A 12,015-nucleotide genomic window follows, 5' to 3' on the forward strand; every position below is an offset into this window, starting at 1 on the left:
CAACTTCCCGCTTGACCTCGCTGCCGCTGAGGCTCCTGAAATCATCGGTTAATTCCGGTAAACACCTTAGCTTCTAAGCTGAGAAAGGCGCTCCCTGACGGGAGCGCCTTTTTCGTATCTGCGCCTTTAAGAAATTATCGCCAGACATTAAGACCTTTCAAGTGCTGAAAGCTGCTGAGAGAAAAGCTTGCCTTCTACCCTTTGTCCTTAGCCTCTGCTTTGGTCAGTCTGAAAATTTTCGACGAATTTACGTTACTTTAGCCTACAAGAAACCAAGGTTTGTCCTTAGTTTGACCCAAGAAGGATAAAACGCTGACTGACAAAAGCTTCCGGACACGTTGCTGACGCTATTGAAATATGGCTCGGTCACAAAGTTGGAAACTTACTGACTTATTCGGTGTCATTAGAAACGGTTGAATCGGACTGTGTCAATCTCACCTGGTTGAGTTGTCGTTTTTCAGTGTGATCAAGATTAATAGTAAGTAGCAGCAAGGCAAACGCAGAAACATGTCATGACGCAGACGGCTCTCAACTCAATTAAAATTCCTCAATTCTGGCTATTAACTGTGGCCGCGCTGCTCTCAGCTATTTATTTTGCTGTTATTTTTCACACTGGTGATACAGCTCATTTAGGCATGAGTGGCTTGTTTTACTTGGCAGCAGCTTCGCTCGTGTGGGACAAGCGCCCGCACCTCTCGCTGCAAACTTCTTGGCTAGGTCTGGTTTTGAGTGGACTTTTAGTGGTTCTGATACTTGCTCTGAGTGCTTATTTGATGCAGCTTGATTTTGATACCTTTAGAGTGGCTAAAAGCAAGCTGAATTTGGCTGGAGTGCGTCTACTACCTTTGTTGTCTGGATTAGCCCTAGCATTTTTAGCGTCTGGTGTTCAGGGACTGCGCCTATTTTGGCGGGAATTAACTATTTTGTTTTTTCTGGGGGTTCCCAGTATTGTTGCTACTTTCTTAACAGATATTTCACCTATTACGGCTCGTGCGTCTGCCTTTTTGCTTTGGTACACCGGGTTTGACGTGATTCGCGAAGGCTTAGTTATTGCGCTTCCGGGCGGTGGGGTTGAAGTCTACTATGGTTGCTCTGGTATGGAATCGATCACTTATCTGTTGGGCTTGTCGGCTGTGTGCTTAGTCATGTTTCCGATTTCAGGCATTAAGCGCTGGATAACGCCTTTGGCGGCGATCGCCATCGGCTTTTTAGTTAATGCTGTTAGAGTCTCGCTAATGGCGCTTTTGGCGGCTTCGGGTAGTCAGTCAGCTTTTGATTACTGGCACGAAGGCGACGGATCGCTGATTTTTGGTCTGATGGCAGTTCTAATCTTTGGGGGGCTATACATGCTGGTTTTACAGCATGAGCAGTCAAGCTCTGCCCAAAATTTGAAGGGTTAAACGCAAGGCTTCAACAAGACCCAAGCAGCGGGGCAAGTAGCATTTGAGCCTTTGTGTGATGATTTTGAGTGTCAGCAGTTTCTCAGATATTTGTAGAGTTATGGCTAACGTAGAAACCGAACAGTTGACCCAAGCGGTTAGGCAACTTTGGAAATCTAGAGCTGCTTGGATTCGCTCAGTTGAACCAGTGCATTGGGTTGGCTACGGTCTATTGTTGCTGGCGCTAATTGACCTAGGCGAAATCTTAATTCCCCCGGTTTTGCTAAATCCTAACTGGGAGTTTCAGGCATTTGGCCAAATTATTGAACGAGTTCCAGTTGCGCTCATTGGGTTTGCCTTTGTATTTTTGGGCGAGAAAGAAGAACGTGCCCGGTGGGAACTGCTATTTTTGCCGCTGCTTTCCTGGCTGTTGTTGCTAATTGGTATTTTATATCTGCTTTTGATACCGCTAGGCATTGCCAATACGGTGCGCATAGACCGCCAAACCGTCAACCAGCTCGAAACTCAAGCCAATGAACTAGGGCAACAGATTCAGCAGGCGAGAGAAAATATTGAAGACACCAACTCAACCGAAGAATTAGAGCAGCTCATTGCAGCCCTGACCGCCCAAAGTGTCGCTCCTGACATCCCCGCAGGACAGTCTTTGCCACAGCTTAAAGATGAGCTACTAACTTCGATCGCAGAAAATGAAGCAGCCTTGTCCTCTCAGGTCAGAGAAAATATTAGCTCTCGGCGTCAAGGGCTTTTGGAGAAATCGATCAAGTGGAATTTAGGGGCGCTGATTGCAGGGGTTCTTTACGTTACAATGTGGCGAGGCAGTCGATGGGCCAGAGTTCGTAAGTAAGCGGGTACTGCAAGCTAGAATAGACAGCGATCGGTTCCCGACTCTTTTTTAGGAAGCATCTCACAGTTAAAGACGGTCTATTGGTCATTCGTGAAACGGATCGCTATTGGCCGCGACAGTAGATCTATTGCGCGATCGAGGCCATAGCTGTTTATCCCTAGTGTTAGCTAACCTGTGCCTTCTCCTCCTCCCCCTCCCACGCAAAGCCCGGTGGCTGATGTACCCGCCAAGCCACCGCGCGAAGACCACGGCCCGCTGTTAATCACGGCTTTGATGTTTTTAGGCGTAGCCTGGATTATTTCTCGGTGGATTCCCTATGCCCAACCGACTTTTCTGCAAGGGGGTGATACCTGGGTTGAGACACCCATTCCACTGGTTATGCAGGGAGGCGATCCTTACATTCGGGCTTTGATGCGCACTATCTCTGCCAGTGAGTCTAATCTGGCGCATCCCTATCATGTGCTATATGGCGGCGATCGCGTGCAAGATCTGAGCCAGCATCCCGATCAGTGTGTGCCCATTGTGGCAGGGCCAAATGTGGGAGATTGTACAACCGCTGCTGGTCGCTATCAGTTTTTAACCACCACTTGGCTAGAGAAAGCCCAAGTCTACCATCCTCAGCCGCCGCCGTGGTTTGAGTTTTGGGAAAGCTACAGCTTTGAGCCGCAATATCAAGACTGGGTGGTCTACCAGTGGCTCAACGATGAGCAAGCGTGGGGCGTCAGCATTGCCGATCTGCTGCGTCAGGGCGAAATTTATACCGTCTTAGAAATGCTGTCTGGCACTTGGACAAGCTTAGGCTATGGCATTGAAGACAACAGCATGAGTGCCTATCTGCCTCAGATTTACGCTGAAATGTTACAAGAAGAGTTGGCAAAACAATAAACCCTAGCCAGCCATTTGGCAGCGATCGCATTCAGCTCTACTACAGATAAGCAAGCTGAGGTAGAGGCTAAGGTTTAACAGGCAACCCCTAGCGGCTAGTCAGTTAAAGCACTCCGGCTAGCACTAAAAGCAGCAAGATGATTAAGATTAAGCCTAAACCGCCAGTGGGGTAATATCCCCATGTGCGGCTGTAAGGGTAGACGGGCAAAGCGCCAATTAATAGCAAAACCAGGATAATCAGTAACAGGGTATAAAGCGACATAATTCATCCTCGTTGATAAAATCAAAGTCATCTAATTTCAAGAAAAACGGTAAGAACTGAAACGTGTAATTGCCGTATTATTTATTTACAAGTCGCTGGCTCACCCCGGCTTTTGGGCGGATCGCGCGTTTAACCTAACCTGTTGGCTGCAAAGGCTAAGCGATCCAGCTTTCTCTAGCCGCGATCGCCGCCAAGTTGTCGCTGTAGCCGTTAGTTAAGTCATTTAAATAGCTGAAAGCCCTTCACAGAAAAGCTTTCCTGCTGCCCTCAGCCTTCCTTTAGCGATAACAAGCCGAGCCAGCCTCAAAGCACCTGAGAAAATCTGTTGCCTTTGTCAGCAAATCTGCCCTCATACCCTGATCGTTGCGTTGTCCAAACAACAAAACCTTTGCGCTATTTTTTAGGTTCCGGTTTAGGCAGCATGATTTCAGAATTTTGGCCTAGTGCGCTACAAGCCAGTCCCTTTAGTCTTAAAATCAAAAAGTTGAAATGAATAGACTAAAATTATAAGCTGAGTCCTCTGGCTGTTACGCTGCCGCATCAGCATTAACCTTGCTTTAATTTTAAGCCAGGAAAAGCCTTTCAGCAGCCAAATGAAAGTTGGCTTTGAGCCTCCTTGAGCGGGGCGATCGCTTGGCTTATTTTTTGGTTTTTGCCACCCTAAATTCTATTTTTGTTGCTATTTCTACCTCGCGATGAAATCACTCGGAAGACATATTCTCGTCGAATTTCATGGTTGCTCGATGGAAGTCTTAAATGACGTTCCCCTGATTGAAAAGAGCATGATTGAAGCGGCAAAAGAAGCCGGAGCAACCTTGATTAGCTCTGTCTTTCACCACTTTTCGCCTTTTGGGGTTTCAGGAGTGGTGGTGATTCAAGAAAGCCATTTAGCCATTCATACTTGGCCAGAGTATCGCTATGCAGCTGTAGACTTGTTTACCTGTGGCTATAGCGTCAATCCGTGGATTTCTTATGACCGACTCAAAAAAGCCTTTCATGCTGAACATGGTTCGGCAATTGAACTCAATCGCGGTCAGTTAGATTTATTAGAGCGCTCCGAAATTGATCTGGGTGAGCTAAGAGATGAAGCCACAAATACCTTAGTATTGCCCAAGTTTAGCCGAAGCGTTTGGTTTACCGATCGCAACGAAAACATTGCCCTTTCTATCCGACATAAAGGAGAGCGCGTTTTTCGAGAAAAATCGCCTTATCAAACCGTAGAAATTTTTGACACTTTTGAATACGGCAAAATGCTAACCGTAGACAACATGGTGATGTGTAGTGAAAAGGATGAAAAAGCCTATCACGAAATGATCATTCATGTGCCGATGCTGAGCCAGCCTCAAATTAAAGATGTTTTAGTGATTGGCGGGGGTGACGGCGGCAGCGTCCGGGAGATTACCAAACACCCACAGGTGCAGCAGGTGACGATGGTTGAAATCGACGAGGTGGTGGTCAAAGCTTCTCGTGAATTTTTGCCCACGTTGTCGCAAGCGCTCGACGATCCCAAGCTGAACCTGATTATTGGTGACGGCATTGACTTTGTTGCCCAGGCACCAGAGGCTAGCTACGATTTGATTGTGGTTGATTCTTCTGACCCGGTTGGGCCTTCAGAGGGGCTGTTTAGCGCTGATTTCTATCAGCAGGTCTATCGCTGTTTGCGTCCGGGGGGGCTAATGACCGCCCAAAGCGAGTCGCCTCGCTTCAACCAAAAAGCTTTTATTGATCTCAACCGCTGTTTGAAGCAAATCTTTGGTTCAGACCAGGTGCAGTGCTATCTGGCTTTTATTCCAACGTATCCAACAGGGATGTGGAGCTTTAGCTACTGCGCTAAAGCAGGACCGCACCCGGTGCGAGATTTTGACCGCGATCGCGCTGCCCAGTTCGCCCGTGAACAGGGGTTGCAGTACTACAACGCTGATATGCACACAGCCGCCTTTTGCTTACCCACCTTTATTCGCAATATGCTGCTGGAAAAGGTAGGCGCTTAGGCAATTATGGTGAGCCGCGAAGACATTCTTAATAGCTTTGATCCCAGCGGAGTCGGTTTGGATAACGGCAATCTCTATGGCTTGCCGTTTGACTATGACAGCGCCAATATCATTGTTTTTGGCGTGCCGTGGGAGGTGACAGTGTCTTATCATTCCGGCACTGCTCAAGGTCCAGCCGCGCTGCTTAAAGCTTCTCCCCAACTCGATCTCTACGATCTCGACAATCCAAATGGTTGGCAGCAGGGCATTTTTCTAGCGCCAACGCCAGACTGGATTGCGCAAAAAAACAACTCGCTACGCCATCAGGCTCAGCAAATTATTGCAGCCACAGAACGCGGCGATCGCATTGGTGACCACCCCGATCTGGTTAGTGCCCTCGCTGAAATTAACGCTGAATGCGAAGCCGTTAACCAGTGGCTTTATCAGCAAACTCGAAGCGCCCTAGCTCAGGGCAAAAAAGTGGGGGTAATTGGCGGCGACCACAGCGTACCGCTAGGGGGTTTACGGGCGATCGCTGAACAATATGCCGACTTTGGCATTTTACATATCGATGCCCATGCGGATCTGCGCCATGCCTACCAGGGCTTTGCCTTTTCTCACGCTTCGATTATGAACAACGTGCTGACGATTCCGCAGGTGAGTCGTTTAGTGCAGGTGGGCATTCGCGATATTTGTCACGACGAGGTCGCCCTCATTGAAAATGAAAAAGGCCGGGTTATCACTCACTACGATGCCGTGTTGAAGCAAAAGCGCTATGCCGGGGTGCCGTGGCTAGACCTGTGCCAGCAAATAGTGGCTGCCTTGCCGCAGCGGGTATACGTTAGCTTTGATGTCGATGGACTCGATCCTAAGCTTTGCCCCAGCACGGGCACGCCTGTTCCCGGGGGGCTAGCGCTAGAAGAAGCTTTTTGCCTGCTGCGACAGGTGGTTCACAGCGATCGCCAAATTATTGGATTTGACGTTTGTGAAGTAGGCAATGCCGAGTGGGATGGCAATGTAGCAGCCAGAATTGTCTACAAGCTGTGCAATTTGCTTGGCGTTAAAGTAGGAGCGGCAAGCGAGTTTTGATCAAAAGGCGCTGACGGCGCTTGCAGGCAGGGGCGTTTTTTTCAACCCGGTGCGGTTTTGCTACCTGAGCAGTCTATTGTTTTTGCAACAGTTGCGAAAAGGCCAGATCTTCAGAAGCCAGCACAAAAATGGTAGGCGGTAGTTTGACCGTCAGAGCTTGTAGATTTTCGTAATAGTGGCTGAAGTTTTCGTCTGGTTTGGCTAAACCGAGAAAAATCAGATCAGCTTTGCGCGATGAGGTTCGCAAAATTTCGGCAAAGGATCGATCATCAGCAACAATCACCTGCGAGGTAGCCCCAATTCGCAGGCTATTCGCTAAGCCATCAAGGTTGATTTTGGCCGCATCTGCCGCCGCTTGATTGGGCACCACCAGCTTTAAGCTAACGTCTGCCCCCATCCACTGCAAGCTGGTACGCATTAGATAAGCCAGAATCAGCATCAGACCGCCATTATCCTGCAAGCCACCCCACCAAACGTCAATCCGCCGTCGCCGCAGTAGTGGGTAAGCGCCAAAGTTTTTTTGCTCTGGGTCAGCTCGCAAAATCACTACGTTGCGCTTGGCCTGATGGCACTTAGCAATAAACTGACAGTAGCGATCGCGACTTTCTGGATTTTCGGTATCACCCAGCAAAATCGTATTAGGCACCAACTGCCCCAGACCGTAGGCTTCTACTAGGTTCTCAGCGCCGATAAAAGGGCCAGGAGCCGTCACCAGCCGCACCATTGCCTGAATGCCTTGACGCTCTAAATACTCTTGAATAGTGGTTTCCATCGTTTCTTGCTGAGCCACACTACGAGAACCACTAGGAATAACGCTAGCCACCGTAATTAACCCCCGGTTGTGGGTAAGAGCAGCGGCCAGTTCAATTAAGTGCCAGCGGCGGGTGGGCGCACCTGAAAACACCAAAATATGAGGTCGCCAGTTTTTAGCATCAGGCGTTTTTTGAATGTTATAAAGCCCTGTCCGCACTAGCGTCATCCACAGCCCTTGTCGGACATCGCCCCAGGTGGTGGTGAGTTCGCGCCGCTCTAACCACAAATAAATGCCCGCTACAATCAGAGCCGCTACAATCGTGGCGATCGCATTAATTAAAAACATAATCGCCAAGCAGCCCATAGCCCCTGCCAGCGACAGTGACCAATGCACCTTAAAGCTGGGGCGAAAAGAGGGACTTTGCAAAAAGCCTTCAATCCCTGCTGTGACGTTAAGCACCATGTAAGTAGTCAAGAAAAACATGGTCAACACGGGAGCAATCAAATTGAGATCGCCCAGCGAAACCGCAGCCAAAGCCACCCCCAGCGTAAACAGCGTCCCCAAACGCGGCTCATCGTTTGGGCCGCTGCCATTGCCTAACCACCGTAGCCGCTTAGGCAAAATGCCATCTCGCGCCAGCGCTTGCAGGACTCGCGGAGCGCCCAAAATGCTACCAATGGCGCTAGAGAGGGTCGCCCCCCAAACCCCTAACAAAATGGCATCTCCCCAAGCCGCCATACGCCGCATGACCAGGGGTTCAGCAATCAGCGTGGCCGGATCAGCCCACCAGTTAAGCAAAAATGGAATGCCCATATAGATGACATAACCCGTCCCAATAGCAGCTAGCGTACCAATGGGAATGGCTCGAATCGGATCGCGCAGGTCACCCGACATATTGACGCCAGCCATAATGCCAGTCACAGCCGGGAAAAAGACGGCCAAAACAGCCCAAAAACTAACAGAACCGGGCATTTCAGGGGGAGGCATAGAAGCTGGTTCAACCGCACTGCCAAACACCAGCGACACCAGCGAGAGCAAAATGGCAGCCATGATGACGTACTGGGCTTTGATGGCAATTTCAGCCGATTTCAACGCCAGCGCAGTGACCAGGGCGGTTGTAATCACGGCGACTAGGGTCAGGTTGAAGTGAGGAAAAACCTGCACCAGGCTTTCAGCAAAGCCAATAGTGTAGAGAGCCACTGACAGCGCCTGCGCAAAATAGAGGGGAATCCCCACTGCGCCGCCCGTTTCAATGCCCAAAGAGCGGCTAATCATGTAGTAAGCACCGCCAGCTTTGACTACCTGATCGGTGGCGATCGCGCAAATAGATAAGCCCGTGAGAAAAGTAATGCTGGTGGAAATCGTTACAATTGCCAAAGTACCGATCAAGCCAACATGCCCCACCACCCAACCAAAGCGCAGATACATAATCACGCCCAAAATAGTCAGAATGGAGGGCGTAAACACCCCACCAAAGGTATTGAGTCCAGCGGTACTGGCTTCTGGCTTAGAAATAACGACGCCAGACTCTGAACGGCGAAAGGGCATGGGCAAAGCGCTGCTATTTTGCAGGCAAAGGAAAACATCTGCCAACCATCATGCCTAAAGTCTGCCTGTTCGACTAGTGCTGACGGTTGTGTAAACATATATAAAGCTACTGTTTACTTGAATTCTGTGGTATCTCTCACACTGCCTGCTGTTAACCCCAAAAGCTGGGCGAAGGCGATCGCTCAACCCGCTCCTGAGTTTGCCTTAACATCGCTGTCGGTTCTAGCAGGGCAAATTCCTGCAGGGTTGCAAGGATCGCTTTACCGCAACGGGCCCGGTCGCCTAGAGCGCAACGGCGTTCGGGTGAAACACTGGTTTGATGGCGATGGCGCTATTCTGGCGGTACACTTTGCCAATCAGCAAGCCACAGCCACTTATCGCTATGTGCGCTCAGCAGGCTATCAAGCGGAAGAAGCGGCGGGCGAATACCTTTATAGTAGCTACGGCACCGTGGCTCCGGGGCGATTGTGGGAGCGTTGGCAAAAACAGTTTAAAAACGCCGCTAATACCTCAGTGCTGGCTTTGGGCGATCGCCTCTTAGCCCTGTGGGAAGGGGGGCATCCCCACCAGCTTGATCTACAAACGCTAGAAACCTGGGGAGTTGAAAGCTTTGATCGGCTATCGGCTAACTGTACCTACTCAGCCCATCCCAAAATAGAGGCGACCACAGGCGACATTTACAACTTTGGCGTGGTGCCGGGGGCGAATGCAACGCTTAACCTTTATCGCAGCGATCGCAGTGGTCGCATCCTCAAACAAAATGCCATCCCGCTCAACGGCGTTCCGCTGATTCACGATTTTGCCTTGGCGGGGCAGTATTTGGTGTTTATCGTTCCTCCGGTGCGGCTGAATACGTTGCCGGCTGTTTTGGGGTTTGCCAGCTTTAGCGACTGTTTAATGTGGCAGCCTAAGCGAGGCACCCAGATTGTGACGATTGATCGCCAAAGTTTGGAAGTTGTGAGCTACGGCGAAACCGATGCCTGGTTTCAGTGGCACATTGGCAAGAGCTACCAAGATTTTGACGGCAATGTGGTGATTGAACTGGTGCGCTACCCCGATCTGACGACTAATCAACACCTCAGCGAAATTGCCAGCGGCCAGATTAAAAGTAAGGTCAACGGTCAACTCTGGCAGATGCGCCTGAATCCGCAAACGGGTACTGTTTTAGAGCAACTGCCCTTGGTTGAGCGCGGCTGCGAGTTTCCGGTTTTTCCTCAGGGCGCTAGCGATCTTGACTTGGCTCCGACTTATCTCAGCATTCGCCGCGCTGAAACCACTAGCCACGAAGAATTATTTAATGCGATCGCCCGCTTTGACCCTCAAACCGCCACCCTAACCGTTGCAGATGCGGGGGAAAATTGCTATCCTTCGGAGCCAATCTACGTGCCACAGCCGCAAGATCCAACGCAAGGCTGGATTCTGACGGTTGTTTACGACGGCGATCGCCATGTGAGCGAAGTATGGATTTATCAAAGCGATCGCCTTGATCAGGCTCCAATTTGTCGGCTGGCTCTGCCCAGTGTTATTCCCCACAGTTTTCACGGCACCTGGCGACCCGCCTAAAGGGTAGGCAGCTTAAGCATGGTGCCCCTACCCTCTGGTTAAGCGTAGCAGCGGGTTGGCTACGACTTGGGCGCGAGGGGGTGAACCGCAGGGCCGTGCAAAATGTCTCCGTCACAGCTAAAACGCGAACCGTGGCAGGGGCAATCCCAGCTTTTTTCAGCAGCATTCCAAGCCACAATGCAGCCCAGGTGGGGGCACACAGCCGAGACGGTGTGCAGTTCACCTGCCTCGTCTCGGTAGGCAGCAATTTTATCGCCCTTATCTGTGACCAGCTTGCCCTCCCCTGGCTTGACCTCGGCTGGTGAATCAAACAGCCCTTTAAAGCGATCGCCAATCCAGCGGGTACCGACATCGAGGTTTTGCTTGATGGACGTTTGCGTTACAAACGGGGTAGGCCGGGTTGCATCGTAGAGGCTGGCCCAGGGATTGCCCACCCCTAAAAGGGTATCGGTCAGCAGCATCGCCGAGAGAATAGATTTACTCATTCCCCACAAGCTAAACCCGGTGGCCACATAAGTATGGTTGCTGGCGGGGGTGAGTTTGCCAATGTAGGGCAGGTTGTCAAACGAGATAAAGTCTTGGGTAGACCAGCGGTAGGCAGGCGTAACGCCGAAGTGACTTTGCAAATAAGCTTCGAGCCGTTGATAGCGCTCGTCGGTTGCTGAGTCATCCCCGACTTTGTGACCTTCACCGCCAACTAGCAGCAACGTTGCCCCGTCGTCTGTGGGCGTGGTGCGCAGTGAGCGATAGTTTTGGCCGACGCCGATATACATATCTTGAGGAGCGTGAGCCGGGTCAATGTAGCCACCGACGATATAAGAACGTTTGGGATAGCTCTTAGCAAAAAACAAACCCGGATCGAGAATGGGCAAGTTAGTCGTCACAACGACATCTGTAGCGGTGACGGTTGGCCCATTTTGGGTAATGACGCGACAGGGCTGCTCACCTTTGACGGTTTCAACCCGGGTCTGTTCAAACACATGACTGCCTTCCCCGGCGATGGTAGCGGCGATCGCTAGGGTAAATTTGCGGGGGTGAAACTGAGCCTGGTCAGGAAGCTGAATTGCTCCGGTAATCGGCAAAGGCAGGTCTAGCGTTTCGACAAACGTAGCGGGCAAACCTAGCCGCGTTGCCGCTTCAACTTCGGCTTGCACTTTTTCTAAGCCAGCGGCATCGGTGGCAAAGGTATAGGCGCTTTTGCGCTCAAAGTCACAGTCGATTTGCTCGGAGGCGATAATTTGAGCCAGTTTGGCGATCGCGGCTTGATTGCTCTCTGCATAAAGCTGCGCCTTTTCTAAACCGTGCTGATCGATCAAGTCGGCGTAAATGAGCTGGTGCAGGGCAGTTACCTTAGCTGTGGTATGACCCGAAACCCCCTTGCCAATGCGATCGGCTTCAATCAGGGCGACGGTTTTGCCTGCGGCTTTTAGCAGCTTAGCGGTGGTGACGCCTGCTAAGCCCGCTCCAATTACCGCCACATCAACGGTAATGTCTTGGCCGAGGGCGGGGTAGTTAGAAGGCAGGGTAGAGTCTACCCAAAAAGAAATAGGCTGTCCGGCTAGCGAAGTCATGTCAAATTAGCTCGTTAAGGGGATGAGCTGATTGTGACGAGAAGGCAGGGCTAGCCTCATCTGTTGGGGGAAGGATTTACTGATTTGTGGCTGACAAGGCTACGGTTGGGTAGCGGCAGCGATCGCCCT

Annotated in this window: 9 protein-coding genes; 6 read left to right on the forward strand and 3 right to left on the reverse strand. The window is 50.8% G+C overall.

Going from position 1 to position 12,015, the window contains the following annotated elements; translation table 11 throughout:
- Positions 1-512: 512 nt before the first annotated feature.
- The 3 genes from crtA (at position 513) to ACTS3T_RS11100 (ending at position 3,129) form a co-directional block, all read left to right on the forward strand.
- Complete coding sequence (gene crtA / locus ACTS3T_RS11090; RefSeq protein ID WP_462934954.1) at positions 513-1,400, forward strand: cyanoexosortase A; 888 nt, start codon at positions 513-515, stop codon at positions 1,398-1,400.
- Positions 1,401-1,500: 100 nt separating this feature from the next.
- Entirely contained in the window at positions 1,501-2,244 is a 744-nt protein-coding gene (hpsJ-A, locus tag ACTS3T_RS11095; RefSeq protein ID WP_462934955.1) for an HpsJ-like protein, cyanoexosortase A-associated, read from the forward strand.
- 174 nt (positions 2,245-2,418) lie between these two features.
- Complete coding sequence (locus ACTS3T_RS11100; protein WP_462934956.1) at positions 2,419-3,129, forward strand: glycoside hydrolase family 24 protein; 711 nt, start codon at positions 2,419-2,421, stop codon at positions 3,127-3,129.
- A 103-nt stretch (positions 3,130-3,232) separates the two neighbouring features.
- On the opposite strand, the gene ACTS3T_RS11105 is transcribed toward ACTS3T_RS11100, so the two are convergent.
- Positions 3,233-3,391 carry a DUF3309 family protein gene (locus ACTS3T_RS11105; protein WP_462934957.1) on the reverse strand — a complete coding sequence of 53 codons (159 nt, stop codon included), beginning with the start codon at positions 3,389-3,391 and terminating at the stop codon, positions 3,233-3,235.
- A 695-nt stretch (positions 3,392-4,086) separates the two neighbouring features.
- On the opposite strand from ACTS3T_RS11105, the gene speE reads away from it, so the two are divergent.
- On the forward strand, positions 4,087-5,382 hold the full coding sequence (gene speE / locus ACTS3T_RS11110) for a polyamine aminopropyltransferase (protein ID WP_462934958.1): 1,296 nt from the start codon (positions 4,087-4,089) through the stop codon (positions 5,380-5,382).
- Positions 5,383-5,388: 6 nt separating this feature from the next.
- Entirely contained in the window at positions 5,389-6,450 is a 1,062-nt protein-coding gene (locus ACTS3T_RS11115; RefSeq protein WP_462934959.1) for an agmatinase family protein, read from the forward strand.
- 73 nt (positions 6,451-6,523) lie between these two features.
- Here the strand turns inward: ACTS3T_RS11115 and ACTS3T_RS11120 are convergent, their stop codons facing one another.
- Positions 6,524-8,752, reverse strand: a complete 2,229-nt coding sequence (locus ACTS3T_RS11120) for an APC family permease (protein ID WP_462934960.1) — start codon at positions 8,750-8,752, stop codon at positions 6,524-6,526.
- A 126-nt stretch (positions 8,753-8,878) separates the two neighbouring features.
- Between ACTS3T_RS11120 and ACTS3T_RS11125 the strand changes: the two genes are divergently transcribed.
- The gene (locus ACTS3T_RS11125; RefSeq protein ID WP_462934961.1) at positions 8,879-10,315 is read left to right on the forward strand and encodes a carotenoid oxygenase family protein; all 1,437 of its coding nucleotides are present in this window, start codon (positions 8,879-8,881) and stop codon (positions 10,313-10,315) included.
- A 59-nt stretch (positions 10,316-10,374) separates the two neighbouring features.
- Here the strand turns inward: ACTS3T_RS11125 and ACTS3T_RS11130 are convergent, their stop codons facing one another.
- Positions 10,375-11,886, reverse strand: a complete 1,512-nt coding sequence (locus ACTS3T_RS11130) for an FAD-dependent oxidoreductase (protein WP_462934962.1) — start codon at positions 11,884-11,886, stop codon at positions 10,375-10,377.
- Positions 11,887-12,015: the final 129 nt, after the last annotated feature.

The organism is Almyronema sp. (genome assembly GCF_052168255.1).
In the GTDB taxonomy this organism is placed as follows: Bacteria; Cyanobacteriota; Cyanobacteriia; order Phormidesmidales; family Phormidesmidaceae; genus Sphaerothrix; species Sphaerothrix epifaneia.

Coding starts and splice junctions, on each gene's coding strand:
- crtA (WP_462934954.1), top strand. CDS start 513: ATGACGCAGACGGCTCTCAACTCAATTAAAATTCCTCAATTCTGGCTA.
- hpsJ-A (WP_462934955.1), top strand. CDS start 1,501: ATGGCTAACGTAGAAACCGAACAGTTGACCCAAGCGGTTAGGCAACTT.
- ACTS3T_RS11105 (WP_462934957.1), bottom strand. CDS start 3,391: ATGTCGCTTTATACCCTGTTACTGATTATCCTGGTTTTGCTATTAATT.
- speE (WP_462934958.1), top strand. CDS start 4,087: ATGAAATCACTCGGAAGACATATTCTCGTCGAATTTCATGGTTGCTCG.
- ACTS3T_RS11115 (WP_462934959.1), top strand. CDS start 5,389: ATGGTGAGCCGCGAAGACATTCTTAATAGCTTTGATCCCAGCGGAGTC.
- ACTS3T_RS11120 (WP_462934960.1), bottom strand. CDS start 8,752: ATGCCCTTTCGCCGTTCAGAGTCTGGCGTCGTTATTTCTAAGCCAGAA.
- ACTS3T_RS11130 (WP_462934962.1), bottom strand. CDS start 11,886: ATGACTTCGCTAGCCGGACAGCCTATTTCTTTTTGGGTAGACTCTACC.